Here is a 16,855-nt window from a genome sequence, read left to right as displayed (position 1 = left end):
ATCGTCATTTATCCTTCGCAAGAGGCTGCAATCAAGGAACAGGCGGGTACAGGAGAGCGATGGGGGGCGAATATAACTCATATTTATCAAACGGAACCTAAAGGCATTTCACATGTGTTTAGAGGGAAGGGAAAGGTGAATCAACATGAAAACGTTAGTCACTGGCGGGGCGGGATTTATCGGCAGCCATCTGGTGGATTCGCTTTTGGCGGATGGTCATGAGGTAAGGGTGATCGATAATTTTGACCCTTTTTATAATCGCTATATAAAGGAACGGAATATTGCTCATCAGCAAGGTTCCGCGAACTATAAATTTATTGAAGCTGATATTCGCGATCGGGAGCGGATATTCGATATTTTTGATGAAGAAAAACCAGAAGTTGTGGTGCAACTCGCGGCAAAGGCGGGGGTACGTCCGTCACTCGAGAATCCGCTGCAATATATTGAAGTCAATATAAACGGTACGGTGCATGTGCTGGATGCGGCAGTTCGGCACGGGGTGAAGAAGTTTATTTTTGCTTCGTCCAGCTCGGTGTACGGCTTGAATGAGAAGGTGCCGTTTGCCGAAGGCGATCCAATTCTGCAGCAGTCTTCTCCTTACGGTGCGACGAAGGAGGCGGGAGAAGCGGTGTGCCGGAGCTATAGCAATTGCTTTGGCCTGCCGATTGTGGCGCTGCGCTTTTTTACGGTGTATGGACCGCGCCAGCGGCCGGATTTGGCGATTCATAAGTTTGCACGGAGCATTTTGCACGACGAGCCGATCACCCTGTTTGGGGATGGCTCGACTTCGCGGGATTATACGTATGTGTCCGATACCGTCAGCGGCATTCGTTCGGCGATCGATTACTGCAGCTCTGGCTATGATGTGTTTAACCTCGGCAACGATAATCCAGTGAAGTTATCGGAGCTGGTCGAGGGTATTGAGCGCGTGCTGGGCAAAAAGGCGATCATCCACCGGCTGCCGGAGCAAGTTGGCGATGTGCCGCGAACTTGGGCGAGTCTTGAAAAGTCTTGTGATTTGCTTGGCTATGCCCCCAAGGTTGATTTGGCTACCGGTTTGCAGCGGTTTGCAGATTGGCTGATAAACGGCAAATGAACTAACTGATTTATGGAGATATGGGCCTATAGCAGCACGATTTTGGGCCCTGTTGTTTTTTCTCGCCCTCTACTCCGTTTCTCCTTTTATTGTCGTCGGGTTCCACCTGCACTGCATTCAATGTACAGCCGCCGTTACTCTGTAAAAAATGATTACGTATATTAATTTCAAAAACATAATCGGTGCAATTTCATCCATGGGAGAAAGGGCTGGTAATCTTTGGTTTCCATTATCGCTTGTACGGAGCGAGCTTCATTTATGGACAATGTTTTCGAAAATTATGAACGGCAAAGGTATAAAGATAAAGAAATGATCATTGTTTTAAACCGGGATGACATGGACATTAACAAGTGGAGAAAAAAAGCGAGTCAATATAAGAACGTGTCTGTTTATCAAGTCCCTCAGAAATATAAGCTGGGCAAATGTTTAAATTATGGCATTGAGAGGGCAAAACACAGCATTATAGCAAAATTCGATGACGATGATTATTATGGCCGCTACTATTTGGAAGAGTCGGTCAATAAAATGCATAGTCATAACGTTCCCGTCATTGGGAAAAATGGCTGTTTTATCTATTTTGAACCCAAAAAAGCACTTATGTTATTTAGAGGAGGCAGACAAGACCGATATCAGGGCTTCATTAAGGGTGGTACGTTGATGTTTAAGAAATATGTGTGGAAGAATATCAAGTTTAATGAAAAAAAGCGGCATGGAAGTGATGTTGCTTTTTTGAGCGGATGCAGAAAAAGAGGATATAAGATTTATTCCGTGTCGAAATATAATTATGTTTGTGTAAGGAGAGAAGATGTAAAATCCCATACTCAAAAAACACCCACGGAAGAATACATGGACAGATGTAAATTAGTCAAGCATACAACAGACTATATTCCATATGTAACTAAAAAAGTAAAGTAGCGGCATGTGCCACGGTCCAGTCCATCTGGGCCAATTTTTTTATCAGATTGTCTATACCAACATTGCAGCTGTTTCATAAATTGCTAGAAGACAATATTTAAGTGAATAGGAGAAAAGTACGATGAAAGGTCTTATTCTATGCGCTGGTAAAGGAACAAGACTATACCCTTTTACTCTCGCGTATCCCAAAACACTTATACCTGTGGCCAATAGATCTTTACTACAGCTATGTATTGAGAAATTAAAGAAGCAGGGGATTACGGAGATCGGGATCGTCATTCATCCAACGCAAGAGGCTGCAATTAAGGAACAGGCGGGTACAGGAGAGCGATGGGGGGTGAACATAACTTATATTTATCAAACAGAACCTAAAGGCATTTCACATGCAATCAGGCAGGCTGAACATTATATCGGCAACGATAGTTTTATCCTTCTGTTAGGAGATAATTTGATTTTGGATGAGTTGAACGAATTGAAAGAATTAGTAGAGACGAATGGTTGCCATGCGGCGCTAATGGTGTCTGTTGTGAAAAATCCTCAAGACTATGGGATCGTGGAAGTAATTAATAACCGCATTGTCCGACTGGAGGAAAAGCCAAGCGTCCCTAAGTCAAATCTGGCTATTATCGGCGCATTCGCATTTACTAACACCATATTCAGCGCCTCCGCAGCGATCCAGCCTTCTGCTAGAGGGGAATACGAAATAACCGATGCCATTCAATGGATGTTGGACCAAGGCTGTTTGGTATCTTATTATCTTTCGACAGAGCCTAATATGGATGTAGGTACATTAGAAAGATGGCTGGAAGCTAATCGTATGATGCTGGATCTAGGGAAGGAATCCAAAGAAATTGACGGGACAGTGATTTTGGACAATTGCAAGATCATCGCTCCCGTACGGATCGGTCAAAATTGTGTACTCAAGGATTGTGTAATCGGTCCCTATGTTTCGATTGGCGACGGCAGTAACATTGAGGGCTGCAGGGTCGAGAACAGCATTATTTTGAATGGCGTACATTTGAAACAAGTGGTAAATCCGATAAAAAACAACGTGATCGGTTTTCGATCCATGATGGCTGGTCTTCAATCGCCAAGAAAGGTGGGAGACGAGTGAATATTTTAGTGATAGGTTCGGGATATGTCGGTACTACCACTGCTCTCGTATTTGCGGAAATCGGCTGGAATGTGACGGGCTTGGATGTAGATCCTCAAAGAATCAGGCTCCTCCGACAAGGGAAGCTCCATTTTTATGAACCTGGTTTGGAGGACCTGTTGAAAAAACATCTTGTGACGAAACGGATTCGATTTACAACGGACAAGAAGAAGGCGATTAAAGACAATACAATTATTTTCATTTGTGTCGGAACGCCGTCCCTCCCTGACGGCAGCGCCGATTTACGATATGTAAAACAGGTGGCGGAAGATATAGGCAGACATATGAACAGTGAAAAATTGATTATCAATAAAAGCACGGTTCCTGTTGGCACGCAAGAACGGGTCACTACATGGACAAAAGATGCACAGACGGTTTCTTATCCATTTGAGGTCGCATCCAACCCTGAATTTTTACGGGAAGGTAAAGCGTTGATGGATGCCTTGCACCCGGACCGGATTATTGTCGGAACGAATAGTGAAAACGCAGCAAAACAAATCAGAGAGCTGTACGAGTCGATGCAATGTCCCATCATTGTCACTACGCCAAGAACTGCCGAGTTCACAAAATATGCGGCGAACGCCTTTTTGGCAACAAAAATCTCGTTCATCAATGAGTTGGCAAGACTATCGGACCGACTAGGCGTAAATGTAAAAGAAGTGGCGTACGGTATCGGACTTGATAACCGAATCGGACCAAGCTTTCTCCAAGCGGGCATCGGATATGGCGGCTCCTGTTTCCCAAAAGATGTAGCTGCATTGCTGAATATGGCCAAACACAATGACGTGGAACTGAAGTTGCTGAAGCAAGTCGTTCGTGTCAATCAAACCCAACACTTGTATATGCTTCAAAAAGTTCGGGAGAAGATCGGCAACTTGGCGGGCAAGAAAATCGCCCTATTAGGTCTTGCTTTTAAGCCGGATACCGACGATATTCGTGAAGCACCTGCCATTCGTATCATCCAAACATTGCGTAACGAAAAGGCATACGTCCAAGTATACGATCCGATAGCGGCACTGCCTCCCGAGCTTATGGATGAGAGTGTTATATTCGGCAGTAGTCCGGAAGAAACGATGGAGGGGGCAGATGCGGCCATAATATGCACGGAGTGGCCAATGTTTCTTAAACTTGACTGGGAACAAGTCAAAGACAGCATGAATGCACCTAACTTGTTTGACGGAAGAAACTTGTTGGATGCCGATCAAATGAGGGACATCGGTTTTTATTATCAAGGAATTGGCTATGATTAGCCTTAAAACCGTTTCAGAAAAGCCAACTCATGATAGTTTCTCATGAGTGAGGCTGCCGAGAAAGTTTTCTTGCTGCGTACTACTTTCGTATGACTACAATCTCCTATAATTCCCCTATGATGTCTAGATAGGGTCGAATTATAGGAGTTTTTTTGCGCGAAGACAATCAAGAAAAACGGCAACGAATGATTCCCTATGCGAAAGGATGGAAGAATAGTGACAAGGATAAGTAATCAGTCCGGTATACGAAATATTAAAAAACGTCACAGGCAATTTTACCAAATCGGTAACACTGACCTTTGTTTTCGATACGGCAAGCTTGAAGAAGGATCAGCGACCCGTTGTATTTTACTATGACGAAGTGAAGAAGGAATGGGTGCAGATTGACGGCGGCAAGGTAGACGTCAATAAGATCACTGTTGAAGTCAATCACTTTACGAAGTTTGCTGTGATGGCTGTAAGCAAGGAGGAGGAACAGTCCGGATCGGTTCAGCCGATATTTAGCGACATATCCGGGCACTGGGCAGAATCTGATATTAAAAAAGCAGCACAGAGCGGAATCGTGATTGGGTATGAGAATGGTACCTTCAAGCCAAATAGCATCGTAACTCGTGCGGAATTTGTAGTTATGCTGATGAAGGCGTTGAAGCCGCAAGAAGAAGCTGTGAGGCCGACGTTCACCGATTCTGCGAAGATTGGCACATGGGCTCAGCAAGCAGTAGGGCAAGCTGTACAATTAGGTATTGTTAAAGGCTATCCGGATGGAAGTTTTCGTCCAGATGCAGAAATTACACGGGCAGAGATGGCTGTGATGATCATCAAAGCGTTAGCACTGGAGCTGGGGGATAATACCGTAACCAGCTTCGTGGACGACGCTGAAATTCCAGGCTGGGCGAAGGGGCAGGTAGCGGTATTGAAGAATCTTGGCCTTATATCAGGTAAAGGTAATAATGAATTCGCTCCTAACGATAAGGCAACAAGAGCAGAGGCGGTAACGATTCTACTGAAGATGATCACTCAAAAGAGTAAGTAAGGCTACAGCAACATTACTTCAGCCTTAATGGAAGACAGTGAACAGAGACAGAGGCGTCTCTGGAGATTAATATACGATTAACAGAGAATAGGGCATCCACAAGGGGTGCCCTTTTACATGAACTATTTATCCCAGCCCAACATATCGGCTATGTCATGTTGTTTTCAATGGGGGTGATTGTTTTGAACTTTTGTCTGTTAGGGAATAACCGGTGTGGTTACTGCTCCTTTTAAGGCATCCCATGCCGACTTAACCATTGGATTCAACGAGCCATCCGGTTTCTGCGAAGAATAGCCGGTCGAGATAACGGTATAGGAGAGGGAAACTGATTCGACAGTATCGGTGAACGAATATGACGTGATAAAGGCAGTGGTTAGGTTAATCGTTAAAAACTTGATCGGAGTAGCACCCGGCTTGACAAAGGCAAAGGTTGCACTCTTAATGGGCTTTCCTTGCAATGACGCGAGTAAAATAGGTGCGGAGGCAGCATCGTACACCTTCTTAAATTGGATACCACTGAGTTTAGCTTTGCCTGGGGTTGAATTTATAACGGGAACATCCACTCCAAATTGGACATCAGATACTGGAATCCATTGCTCGTAACCTTTCACGGTTGACTCTCCCGGAATTGAGTCGAGCTTAAGGTAAATTTGAATGTTTTGTGGTGGCGAAACAGCTTCGGCAGATGATCCTCCGAGCGAAGCGGTAGAGAGTAGAACGGCGCAGACGAACAGGATGGCAACAACTTTCTTAAATGGGGTGAACCAAGAATGCGAAATAGGAATCCCTCCATTATGGTTTAAGATTTTTACCTATTTACTCGGCTGATAAAGACATAAACGCCACGCAATCTGTAATGATACCAATTGTATCATAATTTTAATTTAAGTGATACACATCGGATACCCTACAGCTGGATCGACTACAACTGCTATAGGATGAATCAGAGTCGTTGGACAATAAAGTTGCGGTAGTGATACGGTGAGATACGCGACCAGAGTCGTGATAATCTTCAGTCTGTGTATGGTGAAGGGGACGAATTAATCCAACCACCCCTCTTTTGTAAGATTTTCAAGACTTCTTCTGGTGCTTCCTTGACCTTGATATCTTCCCCCAGGAAAAGAAGCCAATTTGTGATTTCGGTCAACTCTTCGGGCTCGTTTACATGGACAAAAGTCTTAAGAATGGCTGTGGCTTGGTATGGATTTGTATAGGAAATGGAAATCTTTAAAGGATGGTATTTTTTGTACTGTGCAATTGCTTGGGGACCCAGCTCGAGGATAAGGTTGATTTCATCATCCTGTTTGCTTAGTTTTTCCATAATCTTTTTCTGGCTTAGTCTGTTTTTTGACGGATAGGGTTTGACATCGGTGAGTTGATCGACGGGGAAAATCCTCTTCTTTTCTTCCTCTAAGTCAAAGCCTTCCAACAGCCAAAGGCTTTTTTCATGATAAAGGTGCAGGAGATAGATGGGATAAGACTTTGTTTCCTTCTCTTCTTCGACGGTAATCCATAAATAGTTGTCGGTAAGCAGGGTTTGAATGAGCTTTTCCAACATGGGATGGGGAAGATCTGAAAGCTCAAGCAGGTCGGGATTATGCGGGTTGGTTCCTTCGAAAAGTAAGATTTCATTTAAAAGAACGAGATCATCCTGCTGGGTGTTGGAAATGAGGCCCAGTAATTTTTCGGCTAAGGATTGGCGGCTCTTTAAATAGGGGAGTTGTGCATTTCGCGTAGCCATAAAGGCGATAAATAGCGCCTTGACCTCACTGTCGGTAAAACGCACATCAGGCAGGAGAGAGTTGTGCATGACAAAATATCCGCCATCCCTTCCAACTTCAGCGACAAGCGGCATTCCCAAGGCCTCGATCTCTCGGATATCTCGAACAGCGGTTGAACGAGAGATGTTAAATTCCCTCATGATTTCGGAAATGGTAAAATGAGAACGATTATTGATATACCGCATGATGGTATTAATCCGCTCAACTTTTTTCATCAGGACTCCTAAACGGTATCATTTTTTGACATGATTTAAGGGTATCATATAACTAGCAAGAACAGAAGACAACTCATCAAAAGAAGGAAGGTTATGTACATGGCAAATTATACGCTGGAACAAAAAGAGAGCTTTACGGTTTTTGGTCTTGGAACGGAGTTGAAGAGCCATTACACGGACTATGCGGGTATAAACAAGGAAAAGTCAGACTTTTGGCAGGCAGTCGGTAAGGATGGAAGATTGGATACTTTAAAAGCTATGGCCGCGAATGACCACATTTTTGCCGTGAGCGAAGCGGTGAATAATAAGATGATGTATTATGCTGGTGTCATGACAGAAGAATCGGTACCCGCATCCGAAGGATCAAGGGTTATCCAGTTCCCTAAGGGGGAATACTTAGTTGTTAAAGGAGAAGCGAAGAGTGCTGAAGAATTGAATAACCAGCTTACCGGCATTGCTTTTGGACAAGCTTTACCAGAAGTAAAAAACTTCGCCTATGTTGGCGGACCTAACACAACGGTTGCGATGGGGGAGCGGAACGGGTTGGTTTTTGGTGAAGTATGGATCCCCGTTGTTAAGAAATAATGGACTCATAGGAGGGGCGAAAATGTCCTACATTGTTGATTTTAAAAACGTGTCTACGGTTGGTTTGGAGTCTTCACCCGTAGCAGAAGCGCTTGCAGGTTTACGGGCCAACGAAGCCCGTTACTTCATGAACAAGTACAAGCATGAATTTACGGTTGAAGCGGCAAGTGAAAGCCAGGAGATCCTGGATTATGTGAACCGGGTTTTAAAAGAAGAACGCGGTATTGAGTTTGCGGCCAAGCCTTTGGAAACGTCGCGTTTTCAAGTGGAGAATATCGATTGGACCTACGTCTTTTATGAGGATGGTCTGGGGGTCAACGTTTTGTATACGATTGACGACCCGAAGAAGCGGGCCGTTGGGTTTAAGCTTTCGGAGGGGATGGAAGTACCGAAGGAGCTGGAAGGGAAGTTTAAGTTTGCCCGGCAGAAGTCTAAGCTGGCGGGGACCATTCGAGGTTCGTTTTTTGTGATTAAAGGGGAATATTAAGGGGAGTAAGTATAGCAAGAGAAATATAGGCCTCTATTCCGAGTGATGGAATAGGGGCCTATATGTTTGGTTGCACACCTAGCAAAACGATGGTTGCTGGTGTTACGGCATCGGTCGAGATAAGGTTGGGGAAATCATTCTACACGTAGGATTTGGTTCCAATGATCAGATCAGAGAGCAACTCATTTAATTCCGACTGCAAATGCAGCTTACATTCCTCTATAACTGAAAAATTCGTTGCAGCCACATAGTAGGCTTTGATTTGCGAGTCAATATCTGCGGCAAATAATAAGTGGGAGGTTGCTTCTTTCATTTTTGCCGAATAACGTTCTTTAATAGCTGATATTTCGGTGGCGTAAGCTTCGTCGGTACCTGAGGTCATAGTAAGCGCGTACATATCCAGGATTTCGTCCCCGCTTCGATTGGGAAAGTACTCATGGGGGGCTGTACTATCAAATATGGCTATGCTAAGCTGCGGGAAAATCAACATATCAAGGCTGTTCGGATCAAAACCGCAATGAAATACTTGAACTTCGATACCGTTTGTTTCAGCGGAAGCGGCAAGCTTTTTAAGCAATGTCGATTTCCCTGAGCCTGGTCTTCCTTTGATGAAAATCCGTCTTTCTAACGGAGCCGTTAGTTGTTGAATAAAATCCAATGCGCCTTTAGGCGTTGCTGCACCGAAAAACAAATGTCGACCGACAGTTGGCGTGTCGGTTTCATGGCCCGTGAAAAGATCTTGAATTAGATTCTGTGTGACCTGGTCCGCCTTCACGAAATCCATGCTCTCGATGTAGTATTTTTCCCATTCGTCATGAATCCGCAATGCGGTTAAGAACGATTCATATGCTTTTGCATAGGCATCAGCAAGCTTAATATTTAGGCTTTCGATCGTCTCTTGATGCTGCGGAAAAAGTAATCTTCTATCAACTGCCTCTTCAAAATTGATATAAGCGATTTCCCCCATCTCAATCCCTGAAATCCCTTCACAGACTCGCCCATCCACAATGCCGACCTTCAATTCTGTTGCGATAATGCCATCTAACTCGTCGGGGCGAAGCGGGGAATGGAACTGTTGCACGTGCTGGCCTGCATCCAGCAGGCTATCTGCCAGGTTACGAATGGCCGTCGATTTGCCTGTTCCCGGAGGACCCGTGAGGATAAATATCTTGTTCAGTCCATGAAAGGCGGATCGGTACAAAAAATGGGCTCCGCGCGCCGTATTGCCTCTTGCAAAGTAGTGGGATGATGATGGGTTGCTCAACCTAAAACACTCCTTTGAACCTATTCTTCATTCGCAAATTTATATGTATCCACGAAGCTGCAGAATAGGCATATGTGGGATAAACGCTTATGATTCTGTGTATGCAGGCTAAGGCAAAGGGGTGTTTGTTCGGTTTTCATTTTGATGAGGAATCGCCGTCAGAGTGAAAGGTTTTTAGTATCGACTGTAGAATGTCTCCTTTGGATAGGGAACTTGAAAAGAACGATTTCGAAAGTAAAAGGAGATTTAAAATGAACCATTCCCATAAGTACACGATTGGCGTTGATTTGGGTGGAACAAATATTAAATCAGCCATTCTAGATCAGAATTTTCAAGTTGTAATCGAAAGAAGCGATCCTACAAATGCTTTAGAAGGTCCTGCCCATGTGATTAGAACAATAAAGGGTATTGTCCATGAGATGATGCAACATCAACAGATAGCCCATGAAAATATATCTTGCATGGGGATAGGGATTCCCGGTTTGCTCAACCCAAAGGAAGGGTTCTCTATTTTCTCGCCTAACTTTCCCGGGTGGGAAAATATCCACGTTGTCCAGGAGATGAAAAAAGATTTTTCATTCCCCGTTTTTATCGACAACGATGTTCGAGTAAATCTTTATGGGGAGTGGTATTTCGGTGCTGGGAAGGGACTGAAAAATTTAGTTTTGGTTACAATTGGAACTGGCTTAGGATCAGGTATTGTGGTGGATGGAAATGTTCTTTATGGCACTACATCAAGCATCGGAGAAATTGGGCACATGAATATGTACCGGGAGGGTCGCCCGTGTAGATGCGGCAGTTCGGGTTGTCTGGGTAGATATGTATCTGCTATAGGTATGGTGCGTACTTTGGTTGAAAAGTTGGAGAGCGGCAGAGATAGTATTATCCAGACCTGGGTTGACGGAGATAGGAGCCGGATCAGTGCGAAAATGATCTCGGACGCCTATGACTTGAATGACTCGTTGGCTATTGAGGTTATGCATGAAACGGGTGGAATTTTAGGGTTCGGCCTTGCTAATGTAATCAACTTATTTAATCCAGAATTAATTATTATCGGTGGCGGCGTATCAGCTGCAGGAGACCGACTCTTGCATGTCGTCCGAGAAACCATTCGTCAACATGCGCTTAAATTGTCTTCCAATGCTTGTGGTGTGGTTACTGCTCAGCTAGGCGGTCGGGCTGGTATGATAGGAGCAGTGGCCTATGCAAAGAATCAGTTGGAACCAAGAGCCATCCCGTAAAGGATGGTCCTTTTCAGAGTAAATTTGTTCTTTTTCTGGCTATTGTGAGAATATAGAATTGGAGGTGAGCTAAAAATGATTAGAGGAATATTTGAAACCCATATCAATGTAAGGGACTTTGAAAAATCTGCTGAATTTTATGAGAAGCTAATGAACATACTCCCCCTGTATGAGGACCGCAATAGAAAATCAAAATTTTACTGGGTAGGTAAGCCGGGAGAATCGATGCTCGGTATTAGAGAGAACTATCCATCACCTCTTGTGCAGAGGCAACATTTTGCATTTCGAGTCGATATTGAAGATATTCCTAAAGCAAGAACATATCTAGAAGGGCTTAATATTGAATCATCGAATTTCTTTGGACAAAGCTCGGAGGAATTGATTGTATTTCCCTTTATGCCAGCGGTATCCATTTACTTCGATGATCCTGATGGGCATTCAGTCGAGCATATTGCCATGCTGGAAGATGAACCGCGTCCTGATCTGGAGATTATGACATGGTCTGAATGGGAAGCTCTTCATGGTCGATCATAATAAAAAATGCATTTAACCAGGGAGCGGCTCTTTTATTAAAGCAGATAGGAGAGATACGAATGGGAAATACGGATAAGTTTGAAATGATAGCCAGCATGTATGACACCCCTGAAAGAGTCCAAATTGCAAAGGTATCCTCAGATGCCATCCGTGACTATTTAGTAGATGCTAAAAGCAAGAACGCGATTGATTTTGGTTGTGGAACGGGTCTTGTTGGATTGAGCTTGTTAAACGAGTTTGATTCTATGCTTTTTCTGGATACGTCACAAAACATGATTCATCAAATACAGCAAAAAATTTCTGATTTTAATATTCAGAATGCAGATACATTATGCTTTGATTTTGAAAAGGAAGGTCTGTCGGGTCTACAGGCTGACTATATCTTCATGGTTCAGGTTCTCCTTCATATACAGGATGTCGAATTCGTTTTATCAAGATTATTCGATGTTCTGAATGAAGGAGGACATTTGCTGATCGTAGACTTCGATAAAAATGAAAACGTAGTTTCGGATTTCGTTCATAACGGATTTAATCAAGATGAACTGACTGACATTATGACTAAAATAGGGTATCGGGATATTCAATCCAAAACCTTTTATACTGGAAGTAAAATTTTCATGGGACAGGATGCATCAATGTTTGTTCTAGATTCTCGAAAATAAAGCTTTTTGACAGCACGATGAATTCCCTGATCTTGATATCTTCCCCAAGGGAAAGGAGCCAGTTTCCACATTCGTTCCCCTTCCACTTCTTACTTGCTTGAATACATATATAGCCAAGTTGAAATCGGGGGTGGATACATTGAGGCGAGGAAGGTTAAGTCTGTCAGCTCCATTCAAGCCTGCTGATTCCATGACACGTATCCTTCCAACCGTTCTCCCGGGATGGAAATCGGGGAATTGGTCGGGCTATGCGATTAATAAAACGAAAAGAAATTCGTTTCGCTCTATTTCGAGCTATTGGGTCGTTCCGCGGGTAAGGGCTAGCAAGCAAAACAAATATTCCTCGATATGGGTCGGAATCGATGGATTCGGCAATTCTTCCTTAATTCAGACAGGAACAGAGCAGGATTATGTGAAAGGCAAAGCGGTTTATTATCCGTGGTGGGAGATCTTGCCCGCGCCGGAAACGCGAATTCCTTACCCCGTTTCCCCCAATGATCTGATGTACGCGAATATCTCAAAACTCGGCAACAGTAAATGGCAAATCGTGCTGAAGAATAAAACGAAAGGATGGACATTTCGAACGATCCGAACATACACGGGACCGGCCAATACGGCAGAATGGATTATGGAAGCACCTACCGTAAACAATAATACGGCCCTGTTAGCCGATTATCGCAAAATGGGTTTTAAATCTTGCAGGTTGAATAATAAAAATCCCATACTACAGCGGAGTAATCGGGGGGTCATGGTCCAAAACGGACGTGTCGTTTCAACGCCTTCCCTACCAAACAAAAGCAGAGACGGTTTCACTGTAACTTACGGTTCTCATATACCATTGTCGGCAAAAAGCATTCGTAAATAACGAGGGCCCGCTTCGTGATCGGCCGAATTTGTAATCAAACCTCCAAGATGATACAATTTGTATCAAGGCGAGGTGAAGTGGTTTTGATTCGTTTAGCTCATTCGATGGGAAGCTCGTCTTTGGTGCAGCGGATGCTGATCTGGCTGATTCTGCTGTCGCTGTTCGACGCAATCGCCACTGACGCCGGCTTACACATGCATGCGATAACCGAGGCCAACCCGTTGGTAGCCTCCTTGTACGAGTTCCATCCGCTTGTCTTTTATGGGGTGAAAATCGCGCTACCGTTCCTGTTATTCCTGTTGCTGCGGTTTGTGGCCGATTCTACCATTATTACGAGGCTGGTTTTTCTAGTGACTGTGGTATACAGTCTGGTGGCCATCTATCACGTTATGTGGATGCTGACTGTTATTCTATAAAAGAAAAGGAAAAGCGGCTGGGAAGAATCACTCTTCTCAACCGCTTTTTTTATTCCCTTGTGATAATCAGGTGGATTACATATTAGCAAGATCACTCAGGAGGAGATCAGCAAACGAAGCATCGATATGCTTGCCTCTTTCTTTGGTGATTTCATTGATGATATCATCAAACTTTTTCGCCGCGTTTGTATCTTTCTTAGCTTTTTGAATCTGTTCAACTTTGGATTTCAGGCTTTGGGCAGTACCGTGATTCGAGAACCAGCCGTTGTTCTCGCCAAGGTCGATAAGTGCTGCAAAGTGATCGATATCCATCATGGCCGTCAGCGGGATCGATACAGCAGCCTGATTTCCGGCAATGTCCTTAGCCGTAACAATGAGCGTGTGGGTGCCGGAGAATAATGCAAGGGGAGGGATCGAGTCGACGGATGAGATTGTCGTGCCGTCCAACGCATATTCGACCGTGTTAACTCCGCTAAAGCCATCCGCAGCCGTTATCGTAAGCTTGAGGGCGGCATCCGTTTGATAGAAGGATGTGGACCCTTCATAGGTCACAGTCGGAGCCGTTTTGTCGATCCAAATCTGTACGCTTTGTTGAGCTTCAACGTTGCTTGCTTTATCTGTGGAGTAGAACTCGATGAGATTTTTTCCTTCGTTCGAGAGGGTTACAGGTCCTTGAACCACTGTCCAAGCCCCGCCATTCAAACGGTATTGCGTAGTTGCAACGCCAGATCCGTTTGCATTGTCTTGAGCCGCCAAAGTGAGAGCAACATCCTTGGTATTGTAGTTGCCCTCACCTGTAACACCGGATACGAGTAAAGTTGTAGTCGGTGCAGTGGCGTCAGCAAGCGTTACATTGCCCATGGTGAGCGGTTTTAGCTGGTAGATTCCTTTAAAGATCGAGGAAACGCCGGCGATATTCACGAGGCTGCCTGCCGGGAATTTCGTCTGGAAATCGGTGTAGCTGATACCTGTACGGCTGTCGATACGAACATGCGTGGAGTTCGAGCCGCTCAAGGCATCGAATTCAAAGGAGCCCGCAGGCGTAGCCGTAATATAGTTTTGTATGGTGACATTTTCAAGCTTAACAAGCTGCCCTTGATTGCTGTCACTCAGGGCCGGTTGTACGATGGTTTCCGGAAGGTTGGATGTGCCGATTTTTTCGAGCACGATGGGGTCTGACAATTCAAGCTCTGTGTTGTAGACGGTCTTCTTTGCACTGACCGAGATTTGATCGCCTGCGTGGAAGCCTGCAGCCGTTTGATACACGTAAATGCCAGCGGTATCGTCCTGCAAGTAGAAGCCTTGACCACCGAACAAACCTGGCTCGGAGGTAATGACGCCTTCCACTGTTACGAGGGTGTTGTCTGCCGTATTACGGGCATTGGCGATGGAGATTTTTGCTGGAACCGGAGGATGATCTTGAGGCAACGGCTCGGCAGGAACATTGGCGATCGATACCGCTTCGGTGACTTGGTTGCTACCGTTCACTTTCAGACGCAGATTGGCTTGACCGATTGCAGTCGGGTCCATTTGTACGGTCAAATCCTTATAGGCATGTCCCGTAGTGTCAGCTGTAACGGAAAAGGCCGTAGAGTAGCCGTAGCTTGTCGGCCAAGTGCTGTCATTGTTTTGAATCTTGGCGACTTGTGTGCCTCCTGTCAAATAGATTCCAACCGAAAGCCCGGAGATGGTTTGGCCAGGAAGCAGGCTATCGGCTTTTACGCGAATTTGGAATGTCTGCGCATTCGGCAGTATGCTTTGGTGGAGAAAACTATATTGCGGTTGGGTCACTTGCTGGGTGGAACCATAGGAGCCAGCTTTGAAGGTTGTCGGGTCATACCATTTGTACCCAGCATCCGGGGCTGCCCATGGTTCTGGCTTAGGCTCTGTTGATTGATCCGGGTTCTCAAATGCGTGCAACTGGGTCGGTTGATCCAATTGTAATCCGGAGACTTGAGTCAAGCTTGTATAACTCTCATGATTGGCCAGCCAATCAACGGTTTGAACGAGGAAAGTAGCATCATTTGCTTCCCCTTTGAAGCCGTCGTAGGTGGTCTTTTTTGCACCGTTATCTTCACGCACATATTTCGGGGTGGCGTCCTCGACAGGGGAGGAGTCGCCGATAAAGGCTGCTTTGCCGGCACCAAGCTTGGCTATGGCTGCGAACGGGCCTTCGGCGCGGCCCCCGTCGTAAACGCCGCTGTCTACAGCATTGGCCCAGGCCGGAACGTTGGTGGGCACGTAAACGAGACCTTTCGCTTTCGTCGGATCGAGAATGGCGAGTGTCGAGCCTGCATGCATGGCGACGGAGCCTACGCCGGTTGTAATGCCGAAGGATTGCGCAGGGGTGACGACATCGGTCAGATTGTCTACGTCCCCAAGGGCATTGTAGCGGAAGCGGATGCCGAAGTTTTGAGCCAGCCAATCCGAGCTTTGAACGCCCTGCATGGCCGGGGAAGCCGCTTCTTCAACCGTCATACCTTGGGTCGGGTTTGTCCATGCGCCGCGGCGATAGCCGTTCATAATTTCCGAGGAGTCCCAACGGTTTTTGTTGCGGTCCGAATTGTAATGGTCTGCGATGAAGAAGATGCTTCCGCCGTTCTGTACATATTGCAGCATGGCGTCCTGTTCGGACTTTTTAAAAGGAACGTCTGCTTCGCCAATGATGAATACATCGTAATTTTTCAGAGCGTCGGATGTGATGGCTTGCTCGCCGAAGGTGTAGGGGATTTGGCGGTCGAGGGAGTCGACGGTAAAGCCATCTGCTCTTAAGCCGTCCGCAAAATCAGAGAAGCCGCCATCAATGACCCAGTCGGCTGCTCCAGCTGTTTGGGCGTGCGTGTTATCGAACAGCACTTTTTTACCGGTTCCGTTTGGAAGGGAAGGCACGGTGTTAGGATCTGAAGGAGTCGTCGTATCGTCGATGAAGACGACATCTGTAGGTGATTTTAAGCCTGGGAATGTGTTGTAAGCGGCGAGTGAGCCCGTTACCTTTACTTTTTTGCCGATAATGCCGGGATTCGTCTGGAGTCCGAACTGAGTACGATAAGCGGCTGTGAGCTGAACATCCAGCATTTTGGATTTGTTCTGCTCGCCACCTGTATCCGCGATTAAAAAGTTTAAGTCATTGCTGAATGGAGCCGAAAAGCTTGCTGTTAATGATCCAGTGGCATGGCCGACGATGTACCCTTCTACAGTACCGGTACCCGAATTATTGGCGATCGCTTCAGCGACGGTCATCGAGCCATCTGCGTTTGCGGCAAATGCACGAGCGGGAAGGAGCCCGTTCGCGTTGGACAAAACGATGAATACAGCGAGTACGATCCATGAGAGTCTTTTGAACATACTTGATCTCATT

At 45.5% G+C, this 16,855-nt stretch carries 16 protein-coding genes; 12 read left to right on the top strand and 4 right to left on the bottom strand.

Going from position 1 to position 16,855, the window contains the following annotated elements; all coding sequences use genetic code 11:
• Nucleotides 1-145: 145 nt before the first annotated feature.
• From TJ79_RS14355 to TJ79_RS14335, 5 genes are all read left to right on the top strand, one after another.
• Nucleotides 146-1,096 carry an SDR family NAD(P)-dependent oxidoreductase gene (locus TJ79_RS14355; protein ID WP_040950981.1) on the top strand — a complete coding sequence of 317 codons (951 nt, stop codon included), beginning with the start codon at nucleotides 146-148 and terminating at the stop codon, nucleotides 1,094-1,096.
• 219 nt (nucleotides 1,097-1,315) lie between these two features.
• Nucleotides 1,316-2,011 carry a glycosyltransferase gene (locus tag TJ79_RS14350; RefSeq protein ID WP_040950980.1) on the top strand — a complete coding sequence of 232 codons (696 nt, stop codon included), beginning with the start codon at nucleotides 1,316-1,318 and terminating at the stop codon, nucleotides 2,009-2,011.
• Between the two features lie 121 nt (nucleotides 2,012-2,132).
• On the top strand, nucleotides 2,133-3,125 hold the full coding sequence (locus TJ79_RS14345) for a sugar phosphate nucleotidyltransferase (protein WP_040950979.1): 993 nt from the start codon (nucleotides 2,133-2,135) through the stop codon (nucleotides 3,123-3,125).
• A complete protein-coding gene (locus TJ79_RS14340) occupies nucleotides 3,122-4,414 on the top strand; it encodes a UDP-glucose dehydrogenase family protein (protein WP_081756913.1) in 1,293 nt (430 codons plus the stop codon). Before TJ79_RS14345 ends, TJ79_RS14340 begins: the two co-directional genes overlap by 4 nt.
• A gap of 319 nt (nucleotides 4,415-4,733) precedes the next feature.
• Nucleotides 4,734-5,447, top strand: a complete 714-nt coding sequence (locus TJ79_RS14335) for an S-layer homology domain-containing protein (protein WP_155987888.1) — start codon at nucleotides 4,734-4,736, stop codon at nucleotides 5,445-5,447.
• A 197-nt stretch (nucleotides 5,448-5,644) separates the two neighbouring features.
• Here the strand turns inward: TJ79_RS14335 and TJ79_RS14330 are convergent, their stop codons facing one another.
• Nucleotides 5,645-6,097, bottom strand: coding sequence for an Hcp family type VI secretion system effector (locus TJ79_RS14330; RefSeq protein WP_272944750.1), 453 nt, complete (start codon nucleotides 6,095-6,097; stop codon nucleotides 5,645-5,647).
• A gap of 362 nt (nucleotides 6,098-6,459) precedes the next feature.
• Entirely contained in the window at nucleotides 6,460-7,443 is a 984-nt protein-coding gene (locus TJ79_RS14325) for a helix-turn-helix transcriptional regulator (RefSeq protein WP_052339598.1), read from the bottom strand.
• Between the two features lie 93 nt (nucleotides 7,444-7,536).
• On the opposite strand from TJ79_RS14325, the gene TJ79_RS14320 reads away from it, so the two are divergent.
• Together TJ79_RS14320 and TJ79_RS14315 are read left to right on the top strand one after the other, a co-directional pair.
• Entirely contained in the window at nucleotides 7,537-8,028 is a 492-nt protein-coding gene (locus TJ79_RS14320) for a GyrI-like domain-containing protein (RefSeq protein WP_081756911.1), read from the top strand.
• Nucleotides 8,029-8,050: 22 nt separating this feature from the next.
• Nucleotides 8,051-8,515: a hypothetical protein gene (locus TJ79_RS14315; RefSeq protein ID WP_040950975.1), complete on the top strand. Its 465-nt coding sequence runs from the start codon at nucleotides 8,051-8,053 to the stop codon at nucleotides 8,513-8,515.
• 139 nt (nucleotides 8,516-8,654) lie between these two features.
• Here the strand turns inward: TJ79_RS14315 and TJ79_RS14310 are convergent, their stop codons facing one another.
• Complete coding sequence (locus TJ79_RS14310; protein WP_040950974.1) at nucleotides 8,655-9,779, bottom strand: hypothetical protein; 1,125 nt, start codon at nucleotides 9,777-9,779, stop codon at nucleotides 8,655-8,657.
• A 251-nt stretch (nucleotides 9,780-10,030) separates the two neighbouring features.
• Here TJ79_RS14310 and TJ79_RS14305 point away from each other — a divergent pair, with 251 nt between their 5' ends.
• The 5 genes from TJ79_RS14305 (at nucleotide 10,031) to TJ79_RS14285 (ending at nucleotide 13,497) form a co-directional block, all read left to right on the top strand.
• Nucleotides 10,031-11,020, top strand: coding sequence for an ROK family protein (locus tag TJ79_RS14305; RefSeq protein WP_040950973.1), 990 nt, complete (start codon nucleotides 10,031-10,033; stop codon nucleotides 11,018-11,020).
• 75 nt (nucleotides 11,021-11,095) lie between these two features.
• A complete protein-coding gene (locus tag TJ79_RS14300) occupies nucleotides 11,096-11,554 on the top strand; it encodes a VOC family protein (RefSeq protein WP_040950972.1) in 459 nt (152 codons plus the stop codon).
• Between the two features lie 59 nt (nucleotides 11,555-11,613).
• Nucleotides 11,614-12,216 (top strand): class I SAM-dependent methyltransferase, encoded by a 603-nt coding sequence (locus tag TJ79_RS14295; protein ID WP_040950971.1) that lies wholly within the window; start codon nucleotides 11,614-11,616, stop codon nucleotides 12,214-12,216.
• Nucleotides 12,217-12,406: 190 nt separating this feature from the next.
• Complete coding sequence (locus TJ79_RS14290) at nucleotides 12,407-13,081, top strand: G1 family glutamic endopeptidase (protein WP_081756910.1); 675 nt, start codon at nucleotides 12,407-12,409, stop codon at nucleotides 13,079-13,081.
• Nucleotides 13,082-13,164: 83 nt separating this feature from the next.
• Nucleotides 13,165-13,497: a DUF5658 family protein gene (locus TJ79_RS14285; RefSeq protein ID WP_155987887.1), complete on the top strand. Its 333-nt coding sequence runs from the start codon at nucleotides 13,165-13,167 to the stop codon at nucleotides 13,495-13,497.
• 75 nt (nucleotides 13,498-13,572) lie between these two features.
• Here the strand turns inward: TJ79_RS14285 and TJ79_RS28165 are convergent, their stop codons facing one another.
• On the bottom strand, nucleotides 13,573-16,854 hold the full coding sequence (locus TJ79_RS28165) for a DUF6359 domain-containing protein (protein ID WP_052339597.1): 3,282 nt from the start codon (nucleotides 16,852-16,854) through the stop codon (nucleotides 13,573-13,575).
• Nucleotide 16,855 lies beyond the last annotated feature (1 nt).

The sequence above is a fragment of the Gorillibacterium massiliense genome, from assembly GCF_000455485.1.
Classification (GTDB): Bacteria; Bacillota; Bacilli; order Paenibacillales; family NBRC-103111; genus Gorillibacterium; species Gorillibacterium massiliense.
The sequence above is the reverse complement of the archived record's forward strand: the minus strand, read 5'-3'. Positions and strand labels throughout refer to the sequence as shown.